Annotated in this window: 16 protein-coding genes; 4 read left to right on the forward strand and 12 right to left on the reverse strand. The window is 73.1% G+C overall.

Features of this window, described 5'->3' with window-relative positions; genetic code table 11:
* Window positions 1–118: 118 nt before the first annotated feature.
* Window positions 119–1,177 (forward strand): NlpC/P60 family protein, encoded by a 1,059-nt coding sequence (locus tag ACFYP3_RS13735; RefSeq protein WP_388831286.1) that lies wholly within the window; start codon window positions 119–121, stop codon window positions 1,175–1,177.
* Between the two features lie 21 nt (window positions 1,178–1,198).
* On the opposite strand, the gene ACFYP3_RS13740 is transcribed toward ACFYP3_RS13735, so the two are convergent.
* The 3 genes from ACFYP3_RS13740 to ACFYP3_RS13750 form a co-directional block, all read right to left on the reverse strand.
* Window positions 1,199–2,302, reverse strand: a complete 1,104-nt coding sequence (locus ACFYP3_RS13740) for an alpha/beta hydrolase (protein WP_388831288.1) — start codon at window positions 2,300–2,302, stop codon at window positions 1,199–1,201.
* Window positions 2,303–2,392: 90 nt separating this feature from the next.
* Entirely contained in the window at window positions 2,393–3,082 is a 690-nt protein-coding gene (locus tag ACFYP3_RS13745; protein WP_388831290.1) for a LuxR C-terminal-related transcriptional regulator, read from the reverse strand.
* Entirely contained in the window at window positions 3,079–4,374 is a 1,296-nt protein-coding gene (locus ACFYP3_RS13750) for a PspC domain-containing protein (protein ID WP_388831292.1), read from the reverse strand. The genes ACFYP3_RS13745 and ACFYP3_RS13750 overlap by 4 nt, the downstream gene beginning before the upstream one ends.
* 131 nt (window positions 4,375–4,505) lie before the next feature.
* Here ACFYP3_RS13750 and ACFYP3_RS13755 point away from each other — a divergent pair, with 131 nt between their 5' ends.
* A complete protein-coding gene (locus ACFYP3_RS13755; protein ID WP_388831294.1) occupies window positions 4,506–5,807 on the forward strand; it encodes a PspC domain-containing protein in 1,302 nt (433 codons plus the stop codon).
* Window positions 5,794–6,018, forward strand: coding sequence for a hypothetical protein (locus ACFYP3_RS13760; protein ID WP_388831296.1), 225 nt, complete (start codon window positions 5,794–5,796; stop codon window positions 6,016–6,018). The genes ACFYP3_RS13755 and ACFYP3_RS13760 overlap by 14 nt, the downstream gene beginning before the upstream one ends.
* Here the strand turns inward: ACFYP3_RS13760 and ACFYP3_RS13765 are convergent.
* The 4 genes from ACFYP3_RS13765 to guaA all read right to left on the reverse strand — a co-directional run bounded on the left by ACFYP3_RS13765 (window position 5,964) and on the right by guaA (window position 10,373).
* Complete coding sequence (locus ACFYP3_RS13765; protein WP_388831298.1) at window positions 5,964–6,479, reverse strand: DoxX family protein; 516 nt, start codon at window positions 6,477–6,479, stop codon at window positions 5,964–5,966. The genes ACFYP3_RS13760 and ACFYP3_RS13765 overlap by 55 nt on opposite strands.
* A gap of 18 nt (window positions 6,480–6,497) precedes the next feature.
* Window positions 6,498–7,739, reverse strand: coding sequence for a hypothetical protein (locus ACFYP3_RS13770; protein ID WP_388831300.1), 1,242 nt, complete (start codon window positions 7,737–7,739; stop codon window positions 6,498–6,500).
* Window positions 7,740–7,856: 117 nt separating this feature from the next.
* Window positions 7,857–8,630: a class II aldolase/adducin family protein gene (locus ACFYP3_RS13775; protein WP_388831302.1), complete on the reverse strand. Its 774-nt coding sequence runs from the start codon at window positions 8,628–8,630 to the stop codon at window positions 7,857–7,859.
* A 156-nt stretch (window positions 8,631–8,786) separates the two neighbouring features.
* On the reverse strand, window positions 8,787–10,373 hold the full coding sequence (guaA, locus tag ACFYP3_RS13780) for a glutamine-hydrolyzing GMP synthase (protein WP_388831304.1): 1,587 nt from the start codon (window positions 10,371–10,373) through the stop codon (window positions 8,787–8,789).
* A 298-nt stretch (window positions 10,374–10,671) separates the two neighbouring features.
* On the opposite strand from guaA, the gene ACFYP3_RS13785 reads away from it, so the two are divergent.
* A complete protein-coding gene (locus tag ACFYP3_RS13785; RefSeq protein WP_388831306.1) occupies window positions 10,672–10,935 on the forward strand; it encodes a chorismate mutase in 264 nt (87 codons plus the stop codon).
* A 264-nt stretch (window positions 10,936–11,199) separates the two neighbouring features.
* Here the strand turns inward: ACFYP3_RS13785 and ACFYP3_RS13790 are convergent, their stop codons facing one another.
* The 5 genes from ACFYP3_RS13790 to ACFYP3_RS13810 all read right to left on the reverse strand — a co-directional run bounded on the left by ACFYP3_RS13790 (window position 11,200) and on the right by ACFYP3_RS13810 (window position 20,927).
* Entirely contained in the window at window positions 11,200–12,843 is a 1,644-nt protein-coding gene (locus ACFYP3_RS13790; RefSeq protein ID WP_388831308.1) for an LPXTG cell wall anchor domain-containing protein, read from the reverse strand.
* Window positions 12,844–13,009: 166 nt separating this feature from the next.
* Complete coding sequence (locus ACFYP3_RS13795; protein WP_388831310.1) at window positions 13,010–14,815, reverse strand: GMC oxidoreductase; 1,806 nt, start codon at window positions 14,813–14,815, stop codon at window positions 13,010–13,012.
* Window positions 14,816–14,826: 11 nt separating this feature from the next.
* Complete coding sequence (locus ACFYP3_RS13800; protein ID WP_388831312.1) at window positions 14,827–16,455, reverse strand: succinic semialdehyde dehydrogenase; 1,629 nt, start codon at window positions 16,453–16,455, stop codon at window positions 14,827–14,829.
* 93 nt (window positions 16,456–16,548) lie between these two features.
* Window positions 16,549–18,213: a protein kinase gene (locus ACFYP3_RS13805; protein ID WP_388831314.1), complete on the reverse strand. Its 1,665-nt coding sequence runs from the start codon at window positions 18,211–18,213 to the stop codon at window positions 16,549–16,551.
* A 125-nt stretch (window positions 18,214–18,338) separates the two neighbouring features.
* Entirely contained in the window at window positions 18,339–20,927 is a 2,589-nt protein-coding gene (locus ACFYP3_RS13810; RefSeq protein ID WP_388831316.1) for a protein kinase, read from the reverse strand.
* Window positions 20,928–20,960: the final 33 nt, after the last annotated feature.

A 20,960-nucleotide genomic window follows, 5' to 3' on the forward strand; every position in this document is an offset into this window, starting at 1 on the left:
ATAGCGATCCGCCACATCCGATCAGTTCGGATCATCTCGACATCGGCCCGTTACTTTCAGGTTTAGCGTCCTCCCCCAAGACCCAGCGTCAGCGACAGGGGAAGGACGTGAGGCCCGCGTGGCCAGTCATCGAAAGCCGAGGCAGCGCCCGCTCTCCGGCGGCACGGCACGGACGACCGCCGCCACCCTCGCCCTCGCGGGCGCTGCCACCGCCACCGCCTTCGAAGGCACCTCCCAGGCCGACCCCCGGCCCACCCCCTCCCAGGTCAAGACGGAGGTGGACCGGCTCTACGAGGAGGCCGAGGCGGCGACCGAGCAGTACAACGGGGCGAAGGAGAAGGCCGACGAGGCCGAGCGCGCGCTGACCGGCCTGCGCGAGGAGACCGCCCGCAAGACCGACCAGCTCAACACCGCCCGCAGCGCGCTCGGGACGCTCGCGGCCTCCCAGTACCGCAGCGGGTCCCTGGGCACCGCCGTACAGCTCGCGCTGGCCGCCGACCCGCAGGAGTACCTCTCGCAGGCCTCCTTCATCACCCGCGCCGGAGACCGCAACGCCGCCGGGATCACCACCGTGCGCCGCCGCCTCGACGAGGTCGGCAGGCTCCGGGAGCAGGCCGCGGGACAGCTCGCCGACCTCCGCGCCAAGCAGGACGAACTCTCCGCGCACAAGGCCGTGATCGAGGACAAGCTCGCCGCCGCCAAGCGCCTGCTGGCCAAGCTCACCGCCGAGGAGCGCGCCGCCTACGAGGCGCAGACGCCCGCCGCGTCACCCGCCGCCTCATCCGCCGCCACGAAGAGCAGCACCCCGCCCCCGCCGCCTGCCGACGGTTCCCGCGCGGCGCGCGCCGTGGCCTTCGCGTACGGGGCGATCGGGAAGCCGTACGTCTGGGGCGCGACGGGCCCGGGGTCCTTCGACTGCTCGGGACTGACCCAGGCGGCCTGGCGCTCGGCCGGGGTCTCCCTGCCCCGCACCACCTACACCCAGATCAACGCCGGCCGGCGCGTCTCCCGCGACCAGCTGGCCCCCGGCGACCTGGTGTTCTTCTACTCCGGGGTGACCCACGTCGGCCTCTACATCGGCAACGGCCAGATGATCCACGCCCCGCGCCCCGGGTCGACGGTCCGCCTCGCGCCGGTCGACTCGATGCCGTGGGCCGGCGCCTCCCGCCCGGCGTGACCTCATCGGCCCCGGCGCGGCCTACGGCGCCTTGACGATGCCGCTCAGCCAGCCGAACGTCTGCGGCAGCTGCTTGGACCACGATTCGAGGTTGTGGCCGCCGACCACCTTCTCCGCGTGCACCGCCGTCGGCTTCTGCGCGAGGCCCTTCAGGTCCATGCCGGAGAGGTAGCCGTCCTGCTCGGCCCCCGACATCCACAGCGACACCGCCGGTGGTGTGGGCGCGGCCTTGAGCAGGTTCTTCAGGTTGTGCGTGGTGCGCAGCTGCGGGTCCTGGGCGACCAGCGAGGAGGGTTCCTGGCCGGGGTCGTTGTAGCCGGACAGGGAGACGGCCGCGCCGTAGCGGTCGGGGTGAAGGATCGCCAGCTTGGCGGCGCAGTAGGCGCCCGCCGAGTACCCGGCCACGCCCCAGGTGCGGGCCTCCTCCGAGGCCCGGAAGTTGTCGACGACCATCTTGCGGACGTCGACGCTGAACCAGCTGTCCGCGTTGACCTTGCCGGGGATGTTCGCGCAGCCGGTGTCGCCGTTGCCGACGAGCATGGCGCGCGGGGAGACCAGGATGAACGGCTGCACCTTGCCGCTCTTCATCAGCGGCTCCAGCACCTCGTGCGCCTTGAGCCCCTGGAACCAGGACTTGCCCGTCCCCGGTATGCCCGGGATCAGCTCGACCACGGGGAACTTCTTGTCCTTGTAGGCCGGGTCGTCGTACTGCGGCGGCAGCCACACCATGACGTCGCCCCTGACCCCGGAGATCCTGCCGTCGAGCTCGGTCTTCCGGACCCGCTCGCCGAGGCCCTCGACGGGCTGGAACTGCTGCTTGACCTTAGGGGTCTCTTCGACCTTCTTCCCGCCGAGCCCGTCCGGGCCGAGGTCGGGGGCGGCGGTGACGTACTTCCCGGTGCCGAAGAGGTCGCCCCACGACGCGTAGAAGTGCTCGGCCCTGTTGACCGCGACGAACACCACCGCGACGGCGGTCACCTGCGCGAACACCACCATCAGCGCGCGCACGGCGGTGCGTGCGACGGCGGGCCCGCGCACCTTGCTCCACACGGCCAGCGGCAGGACGACGGCGATCGCGGTCAGCGCGATCACGGTCACGAAGAAGGGGGTCCCCGTCAAGCTCATCACGCCACCGTAGAGGGCGGCGCGACCTGCCCCGGTTGCCCGTCCGACCTGCGGTGTGGGTCACACCCGCAGGTCAGAGCGGGCCGTGCGTCACACCAGGCGGCGGGCCGTCGCCCAGCGGGTCAGCTCGTGGCGGTTGGACAGCTGGAGCTTGCGGAGCACGGCCGAGACGTGCGATTCCACCGTCTTCACCGAGATGAAGAGCTGCTTGGCGATCTCCTTGTACGCGTAGCCGCGCGCGATCAGCCGCAGCACCTCGCGCTCGCGCTGGGTGAGCCGGTCCAGGTCCTCGTCCACCGGCGGCGCGTCCGTCGACGCGAAGGCGTCGAGCACGAAGCCCGCCAGCCGCGGCGAGAACACCGCGTCCCCGTCCTGCACGCGGAAGACCGAGTCCACCAGGTCGGTGCCGGTGATGGTCTTGGTGACGTAGCCGCGTGCGCCGCCCCGGATCACCCCGATGACGTCCTCGGCCGCGTCGGACACCGACAGCGCGAGGAACCGCACCGGGTTCTCGGCCGCCGCCATCAGCGGGGCGCAGCGCCGCAGCACCTCGACCCCGCCGCCGCCGGGCAGGTGCACGTCGAGCAGGACCACCTCGGGCCGGGTGGCGGTGATGACGGTGACGGCCTGGTCGACGTCGGCGGCCTCGCCGACGACCTCGACCCCGGTCCGCGCGGTCTCGCCGATCTCGGCCTGCACTCCGGTGCGGAACATCCGGTGGTCGTCCACGAGGACCACCCGGACCCTCCTGGTCTCCGTCACAGCGCTGTCCTCGGTCATCCTGCGTTCGCCGCCCTCTCCATCTCCAGCTCGACTTCCGTGCCGCCGTCGGGCGCGGACCGCAGCCGTGCGGTCCCGCCGTTGCGCTGCATCCGGCCGATGATCGATTCTCGTACGCCCATGCGGTCGTCCGGTACCGCGTCGAGGTCGAAGCCCGGTCCCCGGTCCCGTACGGACACGAAGACGGTCCGCCCCTCCACCTCCGCGTACACCTGCACGGGCCCGCCCTCGCCACCGTACTTGGCGGCGTTGACCATCGCCTCGCGCGCGGCCTGTACCTGTGCCGCCAGCCTCTCGTCGAGCGGGCAGTCGCCGACGACGACGACCTCGATGGGGACGCCGTGGTGGTCCTCCACCTCGGCGGCGGTCTTCTTCACGGCGTCCGCCAGGGTGGCGGGCTCCTCCGCCTCCTCCTTGCCGGTGCCCTCGGGCTTGTAGAGCCAGTTGCGCAGCTCCCGTTCCTGCGCCCGCGCGAGCCGGCGCACCTCGCCGACGTCCTCGGCGTTGCGCTGGATCAGGGTGAGGGTGTGCAGCACCGAGTCGTGCACGTGCGCGGCGACCTCGGCCCGCTCCTGGGCGCGGATGCGCATCAGGCGTTCCTCGGAGAGGTCCTGGGTCATCCGGATCAGCCAGGGTCCGGCGAGCAGGGCGACGCCGACGAGGACGGCGAGGGTGGCGGTGAGGACGTTGCCGAGCTGCGCGGCGGAGCCCCGTACGACGATGAAGACGGTCAGGCCCACACCGACGAGGGCGACCCCGGCGAGGGCGCGGGCCACCTGGAACAGGCGCCCGTGCCGCCCGGCGGCCGTGGTCCAGTGGGCGCGGCGGGCGTTGTCGGCCTGCCGCCATACGAGGACCACACCGGCCCCGACCAGCAGCGTCGGCCACACGTACCGGCCGGAGGCGCCGCCGACCTGGACCTTCGAGATGAAGATGCCCGCGCCGACGGACAGGGCGATCAGCGCGGCGATCTGGCCGCGGTCGGGCTTGCGCAGGCGGCGGCTGCCGTCGGGGAGCGTCTCGAAGAAGGAGCGGTGCCCGCTGCGGCCGCCGACGCCGAGCGGCACGAACACCCAGAACGCGGCGTACAGGAGCACGCCCAGCCCGTCGCCCCACATGAACAGGCCGAGGAAGGCGAGCCGGACCCAGATCACGGGCAGCCCGAGGTGGCCCGCGAGACCGCGCGCGACGCCGCCGAGCATCCGGCCGTCCGCGCTGCGGTAGAGCTTGCGCTGCGGTGGTTCGTCGACGTCCGGTGCGTGCGGGGGACGGGGAGCGGCGGCTACGGGCATGTCACCAAGGGTCACACGCGCGGCCGCGGCCCGGCATCAGGGCATCCCCCCACTTGTCTGCGGGGGATATCAGGGTTGCGCCAGGGTAGGGCCCGGTGCCGCGCGCCACCGCGGCCCGTCACCATGGACCCATGACCGAAGTACACGAAGCCCCGGCGGCGGACGCCGGGGGTCCCCCGGCAGCGGACGCCCGGCCGCCCCTGCGCCGCAGCAGGCGCGACAAGGTCCTCGCGGGCGTGTGCGGCGGCCTGGGCCGGTACTTCGACCTGGACCCGGTGGTCTTCCGCATCGTCCTCGGTGTCCTCGCGGTCACCGGCGGCGTCGGCCTGATCTTCTACGGCTTCGCGTGGCTGCTGCTCCCCCAGGAGGGAGAGGAGGACAGCGAGGCGAAGAAGCTGCTGACCGGCCGGGTCGAAGGCGCCACGCTGGCGGCGGTGTTCGCGGCCCTGGTGGGCTGCGCGCTGTTCCTGTCGATGCTGGACAACGGCGGGCTGGCGGTCTTCTCGGTGCTGGCCGCCCTCGCCCTCGGCGGGGCGGCGTACTGGTCGCAGCGGCACCGGCACACCTTCCCGCCGAAGGCGGAGGACGCGCCGGGCCACCGCCCGCCGACCCCCGAGACCCAGGCCCCGCCGACGCCCGGCGGACCGTCGTGGTGGCGGGACCCGCTCGTCAAGGACGGCACCACCGGCCCCGTCGGGTCGAGCGGCTACCTGTGGGGACCGGACGACGACACGGTCGCCGGCGCACCCGGCCCGATCGCCGCGGCGGCTCCGAGGACGGTCCCGGCGGCGCCCCGCCCGCGCGGCGGGATCGGCGGCCGGGTGTTCGTACTGGCCCTGCTGGCCGGGCTCGTCTCCACCGCCTCGGTGTGGGAGGGCAGCACCCTCGGCCACGCCCTGCAGATCGGCCTCGCCGGCGCGCTGGCCGTCTTCGGCCTGGGCCTCGCCGTCAGTTCGGTCAAGGGCCGCACCGGCTTCGGCACCGTCCTGCTCGCGGTCGTCACCGCCGGGCTCCTCGCCGTGGCCTCGGCGCTGCCGGGCGAGATCGGCACCGACTGGCGGCGGACCGAGTGGCGGCCCGCCGCGGTGGCCGACGTACGGCCCTCGTACGAGGCGGGCACCGGGCTCGCCGTCCTGGACCTGAGCCGCCTGGACGTGCCGAAGGGCGCGACCGTCCCGGTGCGCGCCTCCCTGGACGCCGGGCAGCTCAAGGTGATCCTGCCGCGCGAGGTGACGGCCGAGGCCGACGTCTCGGTCCGTCTGGGCGACATCCACCTGCCCGGGGAGACGAGCCGGGACGTACGGATCCGCAGCGGCGGCGAACACCAGCGGGCGACGCTGGCGCCCGCCGCCGGCACCGAGGCCGGCGGAACGATCGAGCTGCACCTGAACACGGGTGTGGGACAGGTGGAGGTGGCCCGTGCGGCGTCATGAGTTCCAGCCCGGACGGCTCCTCGCGGGGCTGGTCCTCATCGCGGCGGGCGTGCTGTACCTGCTCGACGCGACCGGCGAGGCCGATCTGCCGTGGTTCCTCGTCATCCCGATGACCTTGGGCGGTCTGGCGTTCGCCGCTCTGGTCGGGATGGTGACCTACGCCGTGCGCCGGGACAGGCGCGATCGGATCACGGAGTCCAGCGACAGGTAGGGGGCTCCGGCGAGGATCAGCGGGATCCAGGCCATCAGGTAGACGAGGTCGTTGCCGTAGTAGTACGGGGTCACCGCCCACGACACCGTGAGCCACAGGCTGAGCGAGATCAGCGCTCCGCCGAGGGCCGCGACACGGGTCAGCAGTCCGGCCAGGGTTCCGAGACCCACCAGGATCTCGCCGATGGCGAGGGCCACGGCGAAGCCGACGGGGGAGTTCAGCGAGAGGTCCACCAGGGCGGGGACCGCGGAGGTGTCGCGCACCCCGCGCATCAGATCGCCGATGGATCCGTCACCGCCGGCGGAGAGGAACGCGGAGTCGGTCAGTTTGTCCAGCCCCGCGTAGACGAAGGTTACGCCGAGGAAGATCCGCAGGGGCAGCAGCGCGTGCCGGGACGCCAGCTCGCGCAGGCCGACCGCGTCACGAGGGGCTTCGGCTTCAGGAACATCGGTTCGGGTCACGGGACATGTGTACCCCGATCACTCGGCGACGTCGATGGTGCAGCGGTTGGATTCCACTCCGGCGGCCGTGACCACCTGGATCTCGATGCGGCCGGGTTCCACTTCCGCCGGGACCGGCACCGTCAGGACGGTGTCGGAGGGGTTCGTGAACCCGCCCGGCACGGGGACCAGCGGCACGTGCACGTGCACCGCCCCGATCCGCACCACCAGCCGGGCCAGCATCTCCGGCGTCTGCGCCCCGGGCGGCACGAAGCCCACGCCCCTGATCTCGATGTCGTCCCCGGGGCGGACGGCCGCGTCCAGGTCCCCGGGCTCCCGTCTGCGCACCACCGACAGCACGAGCGGGCGGGTGCCCTCCGCGTACTTCGCCGCCAGGTACACCGCCGCCGACAGCGCCACCAGCAGGGCCAGCGCCCAGGGCAGCTGCGGCAGCCGGTCCGGGAAGCGGGCCAGCGAGGCGGCCGCGTACACCAGCACCACCGTCGAGACGAGCACGTACTGCGCGTCGGGGAAGCTCCCGCGGCCCGCGTCGTCCGTCAGCAGGTCCGCTCCGCGCGGCCGGTCCGCCGGCAGCTTCTGCAGCCGCTGCCCCATGATCCGTACGGACACCACCCGGCGTACGAGCACCGCCACCCCCGAGGTCAGCGAGACCACGGCCAGCAGGGGCAGCGCCCGGTCCAGTGCGAGGCCCGCGTACAGCGCCTGCCGCTCGGGCCCGGGCGCCGAGGCGGCCAGCCGCAGCGCCGGCAGCAGCGTGGCGAACGCCGTCAGCACCACCCAGGCGCCGGGCACCGCCTTGGACGTGGAGAGCCGGTTGTCCTCGCCGACCAGCGGGGCCAGCAGCCCGCCGCGCACCGACTGGGCGCGGGCCGCGACCGTGAGCAGCCCGGCCAGCACCACGGCCGCCAGCAGCCCGGCGGTGCGCGCCGTGGACCAGCCGGTGCCGAGCGCGGCGGCGACCTGGACCACCAGCAGCACGCCGGCGGCGATCCACACGGCGAGGACGGCCCGCCGCGAGAACAGGTACAGCCAGGAGTTCCCGGCCTCCCGGCCGCGGTCGGCGACGGTACGGGCCGACAGGGTCAGCTCGTCGGAGACCCACTGGCGGGAGGCGCCGAGCGAGTGGGCCACGGCGGCGGGCACGCCCAGCCCGGAGGCGAACTCGTCGCGCTTCTCCAGGAAGGCGGCGACGGCGCGGCGGTGGCCCTCACGTGCGCACTCCTCGCAGGTGCAGGCCGTGGTATGGGTACCTCTGGACATCTCTTGGACAGCCACGAGCGTGCCGCCTCTCTGAACTACGGTGCAATGCCAGCGAATTGTGCACCACTGCGGCAGTGCTCCGGATTGCGCACGATGTCAGAGCAGGTGATTAACGGTTCATGATGTTGACGCCACCGGCGTGTCCCCCTCGCGGAGCAGCGGCTGACAGCTCACCCACGCGGCCAGATCGGACCCGAACCGCCCACGGGTGGCGACCGCGGCCCGGTGGTCGATGAGCACCGGCTTCCCGGCCGCCCGCGCGATCAGCTGCACCTGCGCCGCCCGCTCCGCCGCGATGAACCACCACGTGGCGGCGTCGACCGAGTCCCCGACCGTGAGCAGCCCGCGGTTGCGCAGGACCAGCGCCTTGTACGGGCCCAGCGCGAGCGCGATCCGGTCGGCCGACTCGGCCCCCGCGTACTCGTCCAGCAGCGCGTGGTCCTCGTAGAAGGCACAGGCCTCCTCGGTGATCGGGGCGAGCAGCTCGCCCAGCGCCGCCAGGGCGCGGCCGTACGGGGCCTGCGCGCGGACCACGGACACCACCTCGGGGCGCTCGCGGTGGACCGCCGCGTGCACGGCGAAGGCGAGCTCGTTGACCCGGCGCTCCCCGCGGACGACCCGGCCGTCCCCGTCCACCAGCAGCAGGTCGCCGGTGGTGAGCGCGGTGAAGGGCACCCCGAAGGGGTTCACCCAGGAGCAGTCCTCGAACTCCGGGTCCCGCGCGGTGACCTGCCCGGCCACCCCGTCGTCGTACCCGAGCCGGCCCAGCAACCGCAGCGCCGCGACGAGCCGCTCCTTGCGGTGGGCGCGCGCCGCCTCGACGGTGTCGTGCACGGGCGGCATCTCGAAGCGGAGCCGCTCCACGGGCACGGGTTCGGGCCGGTCCGGCACGGGGCCTCCTCATGTTCGCCTGCGTTCGCCCACGGGCGTCCTCGGGTCGCGGCGCAACGTACCGGCGCCCCCGCGAAGTGGCCATACATACGACGAAGCCGCCGCTCCGGAGGGAGCGGCGGCTTCGTCGCGCGCGGTGGGGGCCCTACTCGGGGACTACTCCCACTCGATGGTGCCCGGCGGCTTGCTCGTGCAGTCGAGGACCACCCGGTTCACCTCGGGGACCTCGTTGGTGATGCGGGTGGAGATCTTCGCGAGCACCTCGTACGGCATGCGCGTCCAGTCCGCGGTCATCGCGTCCTCGGAGGAGACGGGACGCAGCACGATCGGGTGGCCGTAGGTGCGGCCGTCGCCCTGGACGCCGACGCTGCGGACGTCCGCGAGCAGCACGACCGGGCACTGCCAGATCTCGCGGTCCAGGCCGGCCGCGGTGAGCTCGTGGCGGGCGATGGCGTCGGCCTCACGCAGCAGGTCCAGGCGCTCCTTGGTGACCTCGCCGACGATGCGGATGCCGAGGCCGGGGCCCGGGAAGGGCTGGCGCTGGACGATCTCGTCGGGCAGGCCGAGCTCCTGGCCGACCATCCGGACCTCGTCCTTGAACAGCTGGCGCAGCGGCTCGACGAGCTCGAACTCGATGTCGTCGGGGAGCCCGCCGACGTTGTGGTGGGACTTGATGTTCGCGGTGCCGGTGCCGCCGCCGGACTCGACGACGTCCGGGTACAGGGTGCCCTGGACGAGGAAGGCGACGGCGGGGCCCTCCTCCTGGAGGATCTCCAGCTGGGCCTGCTCGAAGACGCGGATGAACTCGCGGCCGATGATCTTGCGCTTGGTCTCCGGGTCGGAGACGCCGGCGAGCGCGTTCAGGAAGCGTTCCTGCGCGTCGACGACCTTCAGCTGCACACCGGTGGCGGCGACGAAGTCCTTCTCGACCTGCTCGGTCTCACCCTTGCGCATCAGACCGTGGTCGACGTACACGCAGGTCAGCTGCTTGCCGATGGCCTTCTGGACGAGGGCCGCGGCGACCGCCGAGTCCACGCCGCCGGAGAGGCCGCAGATGGCGCGCTTGTCGCCGACCTGCTCGCGGATGGCCGCGACCTGCTCCTCGACGATGTTGCCGGTGGTCCAGGTGGGGGCGAGGCCGGCGCCGCGGTAGAGGAAGTGCTCCAGGATCTGCTGGCCGTGCGTGGAGTGCATCACCTCGGGGTGGTACTGCACGCCGTACAGCTTCTTCTCGTCGTTCTCGAAGGCGGCGACCGGGACGACGTTCGTCGACGCGGTGACGGCGAAGCCCTCGGGGGCGGCGGAGCAGGCGTCGCCGTGGGACATCCACACCGACTGGTTCTCGGGGGTGCCCTCGAAGAGGGTGGAGCCGGGCTTGGAGACGGCCAGCGGGGTGCGGCCGTACTCGCGGGCGCCGGTGTTGTCGACCCGCCCGCCGAGGGTGGTCGCCATCAGCTGGAAGCCGTAGCACATGCCGAAGACGGGGACACCGGCCTCGAAGATCGCACGGTCGAGCTGCGGGGCGCCCTCCTCGTACACGGAGGACGGACCGCCGGAGAGGATGATCGCCTTGGGGTTCTTGGCCAGCATCTCGTCGACGGGCATCGAGCTCGGCACGATCTCGCTGTAGACCCGTGCCTCGCGGACGCGGCGGGCGATGAGCTGGGCGTACTGGGCGCCGAAGTCGACGACGAGAACCGTGTCCGGGGCGCTGTCGTGGGCGGCGGAGGGTGCTTCTGGCACGGGGCGGCCTTCCGGCGGAAGAGGTGGCTGTTTTGTCGATTCTAACGGGGGTCGTCAGCCCCTCTTCGTCTCACCATCCGAATCGGCTTGGCCTGGAGCGGGACGGAAGGTAATAATCCCCTTCATGCGCAAGCAGCTGAGCTTCCTCTTTACCTATGGCACCGGCCGGTCCGGTCGCCATGGGTCCTCGTGATGCTCGCTTGAGCCGCTGACTTCCCAGAGCGCCCCGGTCCGACAGGACCGGGGCGCTCTGGCGTTCTTGCGGACCTGCGGGCCACACCCGACAGGAGAGAAGACCATGACCACGATCGCCACCACCCCCGAGCAGCTGATCGCCGACTCCCGGATGCGCATCGACGCCATCGACGACCGGATCATCGGGCTGATCCAGGAGCGGATGGCCGTCTCGACGGTCATCCAGGACGCCCGCATCGCGTCGGGCGGCCGCCGCGTGCACCTGACCCGCGAGATGGAGGTGCTCTCGCATTGGAGCGACGCCCTCGGGAAGCCCGGCACCGCCCTCGCGATGACCCTGCTGGAGCTGTGCCGGGGCCGCGTGTGACGGCTGTTCGTCACCCGTCCGGACCGTGACCGCCCCCGGGACCCCTCGTTGGTGAGGATGACCGCGGCAGCCAGCCGTGGAACGCATCACCACGCGTGGCTCCGCCGGGAGCGATGAGACGTGCGCCCCGTGGAGCGCGCGTCGTGGGACCTCGCTCCTTCGCGTGACCGGACGGCAGGGGACAGCAGCCCGGTCACCCCTCGGAGGACGGCCGGCCCCGGGGACGCCCCGGGCCGGCCGTTCTTCTGCGTCGCGGGTACGCCGTTACGCGCGCCCGGCGGCCTTGCGGCGGAACGCCAGGACCAGTGCGCCGCCCGCGGCCACCAGCACGGCGCCGCCGAAGGCGATCGTCTCGGCGGAGGTGCCGGTGGAGGCCAGGCCGCCGTTCGCCTTCGCGCCGGTGCCGCTGCCCGGGGTTGGCGAAGCGGTCGGGGTCGCGGTCGGGGTGGCCGTGGCGCTCGGGGTCGCCGAGCCCGTGGGCGTCGGGCTGGGCGTGCTGCCGCCGCCCTTCGCGTTGATCACGAGGGCCGCCTTGTTGTTGGCGTGGTTCGGGTCCCACCGCTGGGGCTGGGTGCCGCCCGGCGTCCACTGGCCGACGGAGACGGAGCCCTTGGCGTCCTCGACGACCGTCTCGATCTTCAGCTCGAACGGGTAGGAGAAGTTCTCCTTCTCCCCCACGACGTGACCGGTGGAGCAGAAGTAGCGCGGCGCGCCCAGGGCCTGCTCGCGGTGGGTGCCGTCGGCGTTGACCGCCTGGCAGCGCTCCGGCACCTTGGTCACCTTCGCGCCCGCCGGGACCACGATGTCCGTACGGGCGACGTCCTCACCGGAACGCAGGTACGCCACCCACGCCGGGCCGTTGTTGCGGAAGCCGAACTCGGCCCGCACCGTCTCGCCGGCCTTGCCCTTGAGGGAGACGGGCGTGGCCACGAGGTCGGCGGTGTTGCGCGTCGCGAAGTCGAACTCCTGGACGTTGTTCCAGGGGTCGAGGTCCACCACCTGCGCGGAGGCCTTGGGCGCCCGCTCCTTCAGGGTCAGCTGCTTGCCGGCGGCGGCCTTGCGGAGCTGGTCGGCCTTCGGCTGGTCGCCGTTCGCGTACACCGTGTAGGTCACCCCGTCGACGAAGGCGTGCGGGGCGGCCTTGAGGGTCAGCGCGCCCTCGACCCCGTAGACCTTGCCCGGCAGGTACTCGCCTTCGAGCAGGCACTGCGCCGTGCTCCAGCCGGTGTTCCACGGCCGGTCCGCGCCCGTGTCCTCGGAGTAGGAGCAGTTGTCGTACCGCTCCACCAGGCCGATGCCGTGCGTGGTGCGCACTTCGAGCACCACGCCCCGGACGGGGTCCGTGCCCTTGTTGGCGAAGATGATCGGCAGGTCCTGCTTGTCGCCCGGCTTCTGCTCCGCCTTGAGCGGGGCGGGCTCCAGCACCAGGTCGGGGCCGCCGACGCGGACCTTGGTGGTGGCGGCCTTGAAGGAGGCGCCTTCGGCCTTGCCGGTCAGCGTGAGGTCGGCGGTCGCGCCGACCGTGCTGTCCTTGGCCGCGCTGAGCTTCAGGTCCACGACGGTGGAGTCGCCCGTCCACAGCGCCCAGCGCTTGCAGGTGACGGCCGTGGCGGTGAGCGTGCAGTCCGAGCTCTGGTGCTCGGCGAGCGTGACGTCGGCGACGCCCTTGAGCGGGGTCAGGTCGATCGTGAAGGTGCTCTGACGGTCGAGGGTCTTGTCGGTGCCGTTGAGGACCCGGAACTCGACCGAGGTCTTCTGCGGCTGACCGCCGGCGCCGGGGTGGGGGCGCAGGCCGGTCTCGGCCGGGCCGGTCAGCCGGAATTCGGGATCCGCTGCGTGTGCGGGAGTGGTGGCCAGCGCCACGGCCGCGAGGCCGCAGGCAGCCAGCAAGGAGATGCGCTTTCTCATGCAGCCGTTGACTGACGAAGATCAGTCGCAGTTGCACACTTCGCTGTGTGATCGACACCACAGACCGGCCCGGCAGATTCCGGTACAACCATCAAGGCTGAACATCTGTCACCTATGTACCGCGGCGGGCACCGCGCTCGGAGGGGGAGCGCGGTGCCCGCCGCTGTCATGACCGGCGCGGCGGGACCTCGGGAACCCCCAGGAACGGCAGGCGCAGCGCGCCGAAGGCCTCCTTCGGGACCGCCGGCCGGGCCGGCTCCACCGCCTCCAGGCGGACGTACGCCGCCCCTTGTTCGGGCCGCGGATCCCGCTCGCCCTTGTTCGGCCAGTACGACATCGCCCGTTCCGCTTGTGCCGTGATCGTCAGCGACGGATTGACCCCGAGGTTCGCGGAGACGGCCGAGCCGTCCACCACCGAGATGCCCGGGTGCCCGTAGAGCCGGTGGTACGGGTCCACCACGCCCTCCTGCGCCGACGCCCCGATCGGACAGCCGCCGAGGAAGTGCGCGGTCAGCGGGGTCCCCATCAGCTCGCCGATGTTGCTGCCCGGGAAGCCGTTGATCTCCTCGGCCAGCAGGGTCGCGGCCCGGGTGGCCTCCTCGATCTGCACCGGGTTGGGGGCGCCGTGGCCCTGGCGGGCGGTGAGCAGGCCCTTGCCGATCCCACCGGGCTTGCGGTACGTGGTCAGGGAGTTGTCCAGCGACTGCATGACGAGGCCGATGATGGTCCGCTCCGACCAGCGCCGGTTGGACAGCGAACGGGCCAGCTGTACGGGGTGCTTCGCGGTCCTGGCCAGCCAGGCGCGGACCCGGTGCCTGCTGTGGGGGACCTGGAGGATGGTCATGAACCCCATGGCGTTGGAGCCCTTGCCGTAGCGGACCGGCTCGATGTGGGTGTCCGCGTTGGGGTGCACGGACGAGGTGATCGCCACGCCCCGGGTGAAGTCGGCCCGCCGCGCCGTGCCGGGGCCGTCGCCGTGCCGCCGGCGGTAGCGGCGGTCGTCGGTCTGTGCGCCGACCAGGCCCTCGGAGTTGGTCCGGGTGAGCTCCCCGAGCCGCTCGGACAGGCGCGGGAGCTCGCCGCGGTCCTTCATCGTGTGCAGCAGGGTCTGCGTGCCGTAGGTGCCCGCCGCGACGACCACGTACCGGGCGCGCAGCACCCTGGCCTTCCCCCGGCGGCGGCCGTCGGTGGGGACCGTGCGGACCCGGTAGCCGCCCTCGGTGTGGTCGGCCAGGGCGGTGACGGTCGTCATGGGGTGGATGACGGCGCCGGCGCGCTCGGCGAGGTGCAGGTAGTTCTCGTTGAGGGTGTTCTTCGCGCCGTGCCGGCAGCCGGTCATGCACTCGCCGCATTCGGTGCAGGCCTTGCGGGAGGGTCCGGCGCCGCCGAAGTACGGGTCGGGGACCTCCTGGCCGGGACGGGCCTTCACGTGCCCCTCGGCGTCGTCCCCGTCGCCGAAGAAGACGCCGACCGGGGCCATGTGGAAGGTGTCCGCCACGCCCATCTGCTCGGCGGCGGCCTTGAGGTGGACGTCGGAGGGGGTCATGGTCGGGTTGAGGCGCACCCCGAGCATCCGCTGGGCCTGGTCGTAGTACGGGGCCAGTTCGTCGCGCCAGTCGGTGATGGACGCCCACTGCCGGTCCTCGAAGAAGGCGGTGGGCGGCACGTACAGGGTGTTGGCGTAGTTGAGCGAGCCGCCGCCCACGCCGGCGCCGGCGAGCACCATGACGTTGCCGAGCAGGTGGATCCGCTGGATCCCGTACAGCCCGAGGGCGGGGGCCCACAGGTAGTTGCGCAGGTCCCAGCTGTTCTTCGGCAGGCTTTCGCGGGTGAAGCGGCGCCCTGCCTCCAGGACGCCGACCCGGTAGCCCTTCTCGGTCAGGCGCAGGGCCGAGACCGAGCCGCCGAAGCCCGATCCGATGACGATGACGTCGTAGTCGTATGCGGCGTCGGATGCGTCGTCGTGCGACACGGATACCCCTTTCAGCGCAGTCGGAGGGCCTTCATGATCTTGAGGCTGCGGGTCATGAACGCCGCGTACTTCTCGTCGTCCATGCCCAGCGAGGGCGCCATGGGGAGCAGCCGCTGGTGGGCGACGGTCTGGGCCTCGGTGTACTTGAGGATGCCCTCGGAGCCGTGGCGGCGGCCGAGGCCGGAGTCCTTCATGCCGCCCATGGGGGCCTGGGCGCTGCCGTAGGCGGGGGCGTAGCCCTCGTTGATGTTGACGGTGCCGGTGCGCAGGCGGGCGGCGACGGAGTGGCCGCGGCGGGCGTCCTTGGTCCAGACGCTGCTGTTCAGGCCGTACGCGGTGGCGTTGGCCTCGGCGATGGCCCGGTCCTCGTCGGTGAAGCGGTAGATCGAGACGACCGGGCCGAAGGTCTCCTCGCCGCACACCGCCATCGGCGCCTCGACCCCGTCGAGGATGGTGGGCTCGTAGAAGAGGGGGCCGATGTCGGGGCGGGCGGTGCCGCCGGCGACGAGGGTGGCGCCCTTGGCGACGGCCTCGTCCACGTGCCGCTGTACGGTCTCCAGCTGGCGCTCGCCGACCAGGGAGCCCATGTCGGCGCCGTAGGCCAGCGAGCCGCCGAGCCGCATGGCCTTGGTGCGGGCGGCGAACCGCTCGACGAACGCGTCGGCGATCGAGGCGTGGACGTAGAGCCGCTCGATGGAGATGCAGAGCTGGCCGGCGGAGGAGAAGCAGGCGCGGACGGCGCCGGCGGCTGCCTTCTCCACGTCGGCGTCGTGCAGGACGAGCATGGCGTTCTTGCCGCCGAGTTCGAGGGAGACCCCGACGAGGCGGTCGGCCGCGCCCCGGGCGACCTCGCGGCCGGTGCGGGTGGAGCCGGTGAAGGACACGTAGTCGGCGTGCCGGACCACCTCGGGGCCGACGACGGGTCCCTCGCCGAGGACGATCTGGAAGACGTCGGCGGGCAGCCCGGCCTCGATGAGCAGGTCGCGGGCCCACAGGGCGGTCAGCGCGGTCTCGGTGTCGGGCTTCATGACGAGGGCGTTGCCCGAGACGAAGGCGGGCAGGGCGTCGCCGACCGACAGCTCCAGGGGGTAGTTCCAGGGGGCGATCTGGCCGACGACCCCGCGCGGCTGGCGCAGCTCGGTGACCTTGGTGAGGGTGGGCATGGCGCCCGTGTGGCCCTTGGGGCGCAGGTACCGGGGGGCCTTGCGCCCGTAGTGGCGGGCCGAGACGGCGACCGCCTGGACCTCCTCGTGGGCGTGCAGGCGGGCCTTGCCGGTCTCCAGCTGGATCAGGTCGAGGACCTCGGCCTGCCGGTCCAGGACCAGGTCGTGGAAGCGCAGGAGCACGGCCGCCCGCCGGGCGACGGGGACGGCAGCCCAGGCGGGCTGGGCGGCGCGGGCCCGCTCGAAGGCCTCGGCCACGTCCTCGGGGGTGGCCTCGGGAAGCTCCGCCAGCCGGTCCCCGGTGAAGGGGGTGTGGTTGGCGGTGCGCCCGGAGCCGAGCACTCCGCGGGTCAGCCGGGCGACCAGATCGGGGGTCACCACGTCGGCGGCGGTGCGGGCACCGGCCGGGGCGGGGGCGACCGGGTTGGTGGGTTCCGGTGCGGTGCGGAGGGGGGCCGGGGCCTGCGAGTCCGTCATGCCGGTGAGCGTATTGCGCCGGACCGCCTTTGGGTACCCGCCGGTAACCGGATTTTGCCATTTCCGCCAGTGATCGCTGGCAGGGTGACGGGGTCAGGGCTTCTGGGCGGGCGGCTCCCAGCCGCTGAGCACGATGTCGAACTGCTGCTCGGTCGTGGCCCAGTCGGCGATCGGGCTCGACATGTAGATGGCGTACTCCGTGCCGTCCTGGGCCACGTACATCTGCTCCTTGGCCCTGCGCGGACCGGGGTGGTTCTGCTTCTCCGTCCAGCTGAAGTCCCACAGCGCGGCCCGGGTGCTGTCCCGGAAGGTGTTCTGGTTCATCCGGACCTTCTTGTAGTCGGTCCGCTTGGCCACCTGCTTCTCCAGGTCGACCAGGTGCTCCAACGGGGTCCCGTAGTCCGGCGTGGAGTCGGAGGCGATCCGGATGAAGTGCTTCCCGTCGTCCGGGGTGTAGTCGACCTGGTCGCCGTTCGCCTTGCGCGTCCAGCCCTCCGGGACGAACAGGGTGAAGCCCTCGATGGGGTCGACGACCTTGGTGTATCCGGCCGGAGCCGACGCCTGCGGCTTCCCGCCCCCGTCCTTCACGTCGGGGGCGCTGACGTTCTTGTCCGCGCCGCCGCTCCCCGCGTCGCCGATGTACTTGAGCACCCCGAACACACCGCCCCCACCGAGCAGCGCCGCCACCAAGGCGATGCCCGCGGCCCGCTTGAGCCAGCCGCTCCCCGGGTCCGCGGGCACGGGTACCGGCGCGGTCGCGGCGGGTTCCGGCAGCGGGGCCGTCTGCGAGGTCGTCTGCACGGCCGGCTGCGCGGCCGCCTGCCCGCGCTCCGCCGGCGCGGCCGGCTCGGGGGACGGCTCCTGCGCCGGGGCCAGTTCGTCCTGGGTCACCGCGCGCGTCGGCACGTACGCCTGCGCCGCCTTCGGCTCCCGGCCCTCCATCGCCTCCAGCAGCATCCGCTCGGCCTCGTCGGCCGTGGGCCGCTCCACCGGGTCCTTGCGCAGCAGGGCCGTGATGACCGGCCCCAGGGCCCCGGCCTGGCGCAGCGCCGGCGGCTCGTCGTTCACCACGGCCTGCAGGCTGGAGATGGGCGACGTACGGCGGAACGGCGAGCGGGCCTCCACCGCCGTGTAGAGGGTGGCGCCCAGCGACCACAGGTCCGAGGACGGATCGGGGATCCCGCCGGTGACCCGCTCGGGAGCCAGGTAGTCGATGGAACCGACGATCTCACCGGTCCGCGTGATCGAGGAGTCGCCCTCGATCGCGGCGATCCCGAAGTCCGTGAGGAGCACCCGGCCGTCCTTGGCCAGCAGCACGTTGCCCGGCTTCACGTCCCGGTGCAGGACGCCGACCGCGTGCGCGGCGCGCAGCGCGCCCAGCACGTGCAGCCCGATCCGGGCCGCCTCGCGGGGCTCGATCCGCCCGGCCGCCTTGGCCGCGTCCGCGAGGGAGGGGCCGTCGATGTACTCCATGACGATCCACGGCCGGTCGTCGTGCTCCAGCACGTCGTGCACGACGACCACCGCCGGATGCTGGATCCTGGCCGCCGCCCGGGCCTCCTTCTGCGTCCGAGCGTGCATGACGTCCCGGTCCGCCTGGGCGACGTACAGACCCGCCGTCAGTTCCTTGACCGCGACGGTCCTGTGGAGCAGCTCGTCATGCGCGCGCCACACTTTGCCCATGCCGCCGCGGCCGATCGGCTCGACGAGCCGGTACCGGCCCGCCAGCACGGCGCCCCCACCTGTCTGCTGTTCCACGAAATCCCGCCGCTCTCTGCACTTCAGGCCAGATTACGGATCCCACAGGGGCTGCCGGAACCGCCCGGCCGCCGAAAGGCCGCACTGTGACGCAATCGCCGTACTGATCCGTCGTCAGTATCCGCTCATCCGCCCGACTTGTAACTCGTCGTGGCCTTTTCGAAGACCTCGGTGACCTTCGACTGCTCGTCCTCCGGACCCGTGACCAGGACGACGTGGTAGCTGCCGCCCAGCGCGACGACGAAGTTCCGGGCGAAGACGTTGCGGCCGGTCCCGTCGATCCAGGTGTACCGGCCCGTGGCCTGGAGCTGCTGGCCCACCTTGGTGGTCTTCACGTCCCCGACGGTCGACCAGGTGGACGTGCGGTACGGGGTCAGCTCCGGCTCCTTGTCCTTTTGGTACGCCGCCGGGTCGGGATTGCCCTGGACCTTGTCCCGGCCGGGGACCACCGTCAGTACGAACGGCCCGTTGGTGTACCGCACCTGGCCCGACTCGTTGATCCCGCGCCGCTCCCAGCCCTCGGGGACGGCGATCTCGAAGTGCTCCGGGTCCTGCTGCGTCGTGTAGCCGGGCGGGGCGGAGGCGGGGGTGGCCGGTGACGCGGCGGGCGCGGTCGTCTGCGGCGCGGGCCTGGACTCGGGCGTGCCGGTGGGCACCTTCGAGGGGCTCGGCTTCGACGACGGCTGCCCGGTGCTCCCCCGGGCGTCGCCCTGCTGCTCCGGGGCGCCGGAGCGGGGCAGGAACAGCATCGCGTACGCCACGGCCCCGGCCAGCAGGACCAGGATCCCGACGAGCAGGGTCCGGCCGAGGGCGCGCGGCTTGCGGGGGGCCGCGGGATTGCGGTGCCGCCCGTGGACCTCGCCGCGGCGGCGTACGACGGGCAGCCGCGCGGGATCCGGCTCCGGCATCGGGAGCGTCCCGAACCCGGCGTCCGGCTCGGGGGCGGACCGTACGAGCGAGCGCAGCCAGCCGCGGAGCTCCTCGAAGTCGGGCCGCTCGGTCGGGTCCTGACGCAGCAGCGACTCCACGACCGGGCGCAGCGCCCCGCACTCCTCGGCGAAGGCGGGCGGTTCGGCGCAGACCATGTCGACGAGCTCGGCGACGCTGTCCTCGGGGTACGGGGCGTGCCCCTGCACCGCGCGGTACAGCAGGGCGCCGAGGGCCCAGAGGTCGGTGGCGGGCCCGACGGGGGGCGCCAGCTGCCAGTGCCCGAGGACGGGGCCGGCCTGTTCGGGAGCCCAGCGCTCGGTGACGGCGCCGACGACGGCCATGCGCGTCTGGCGGGCCCGCTCGGCGTCCAGCCCGGTCCGGGGTCCGGCCCAACCGCCCGCGGCGGGACCGGGACCGGGACCGGCCGGCTGCGGACGGTCGGGATCCGCGGGCAGCGGCGCGGGGGCCGGGGACGGCAGGTTCGGTGCTTCGGCCTGGTGGTAGCCCTGGGGCAGGGCGAGTCGGACGGGCAGCGCGGGCGGCTGCGCGGATGCGTCGGCCCGGTGGTGCGCCTCCGGACCGGGGCCGGGCCGCGGCCCTGCCGGGGGCTCCTGCGGGGCCGCGGGCTCCCGGGCCGGCTCCTGCGCCTGCTCCGGCTCCTGCCCCTGCTCCGGCTCCTGCTCCTGCTCCTGCGGCGCCTGCGGGTCCGGTTCCTGCGGGGCCGGCAGCGCCGGGCGGTTGCGGGGGGTCGCGCCGTGCCAGGGGGCGGCGGAGGCCGTCTCCGGGCCGCCGTACGGGTACGAGTACCCCTGCGGGAGGGTCGACCCGTGCGGCCTCTGCTCCGGCACGACGACGGGGTCGCCCTGGCGCTGCTCGCCGACCTTGGCGGCCGCGGCCCGCGCCCCGGCCCGGTAGGCGGCGATGGCCCCGGCCCGCGCGGCCGCCTGGAGGTCGGGGCGGTCCTGCGGTCGGCCCGGGGTGATGTGATCGGTGTACCGGGGCCCGGTGTCGTACCCGGGAGCCACGAGAGGGGCGTACCCGGCGTAGGTCTCCGGCCCGGGCCCGGGCTCCGGCGCCGGGGCGGAGGGGGCCGTCGGTGCTTCCGGCACGGGAGTCCGCGCCCACCCCGGATCCGGAGTCGGCGCGGGGGCGGGGGGCGTGGCGGGGGCCGCGGCCCCCCAGCCCCCTCCGCCGTCGGAGTCGGCGGCGCTCGGGACGGGGTCGTAGCCGCACAGGGCCTCCTCCGCCGCGCCGGCCGCCAGGCCCGTCAGTACGACCCGGCCGTCATCGCACACCAGCACCGTCCGGACGGTGATGTTCCGGTGCGTCCAGCCGTGCGCGTGCAGCACCCGCAGCGCGGTCAGTACGTCCGACGCCACCTCAGCGGCCCTGTAGGGGCTGAGGGGTTCGTCGGCGATCAGTGCGGCCAGCGGCCTGGCGGGGACGAGTTCGCTCACTATCCACAGCGACTCGCCCTCGGCGAAGACGTCGAAGACCTGGTCCAGCCGGGGATGGTCCGGGATCGAGGCCGCCGCCTGTGCCGCCTCGATGGCGCGTCGCACGGCCGGCAGATCGGCGGGCGAGCGGCGCGCCGCCGCCGGCACGGGCCGCGGCCCGTCCAGCAGCTCCGCGTCCACGACCTCCGGCAACGGCACCTGCCGGACCAGGACTTCCTGCCCGGAGCGCGTGTCGAAGGCCCGGGTCTCGACCAGCTCGTACTCGTCGGACGGCGGCAGCGGCAGACGGTAGCGGCCGGCCAGGATCCGGCCCGCGTACTCCTCCACATCGCCTCCCCCGAGTGCGTCGGGCCCCCCAGG

The sequence above is a fragment of the Streptomyces sp. NPDC005533 genome, from assembly GCF_042871845.1.
In the GTDB taxonomy this organism is placed as follows: Bacteria; Actinomycetota; Actinomycetes; order Streptomycetales; family Streptomycetaceae; genus Streptomyces.

Bases quoted from the DNA above. Each gene is read 5' to 3' on its own strand.
- ACFYP3_RS13785 (WP_388831306.1), top strand. From the start codon at position 10,672: ATGACCACGATCGCCACCACCCCCGAGCAGCTGATCGCCGACTCCCGG.
- ACFYP3_RS13790 (WP_388831308.1), bottom strand. From the start codon at position 12,843: ATGAGAAAGCGCATCTCCTTGCTGGCTGCCTGCGGCCTCGCGGCCGTG.
- ACFYP3_RS13755 (WP_388831294.1), top strand. From the start codon at position 4,506: ATGACCGAAGTACACGAAGCCCCGGCGGCGGACGCCGGGGGTCCCCCG.
- ACFYP3_RS13800 (WP_388831312.1), bottom strand. From the start codon at position 16,455: ATGACGGACTCGCAGGCCCCGGCCCCCCTCCGCACCGCACCGGAACCC.
- ACFYP3_RS13770 (WP_388831300.1), bottom strand. From the start codon at position 7,739: ATGTCCAGAGGTACCCATACCACGGCCTGCACCTGCGAGGAGTGCGCA.
- ACFYP3_RS13740 (WP_388831288.1), bottom strand. From the start codon at position 2,302: ATGAGCTTGACGGGGACCCCCTTCTTCGTGACCGTGATCGCGCTGACC.
- ACFYP3_RS13745 (WP_388831290.1), bottom strand. From the start codon at position 3,082: ATGACCGAGGACAGCGCTGTGACGGAGACCAGGAGGGTCCGGGTGGTC.
- ACFYP3_RS13750 (WP_388831292.1), bottom strand. From the start codon at position 4,374: ATGCCCGTAGCCGCCGCTCCCCGTCCCCCGCACGCACCGGACGTCGAC.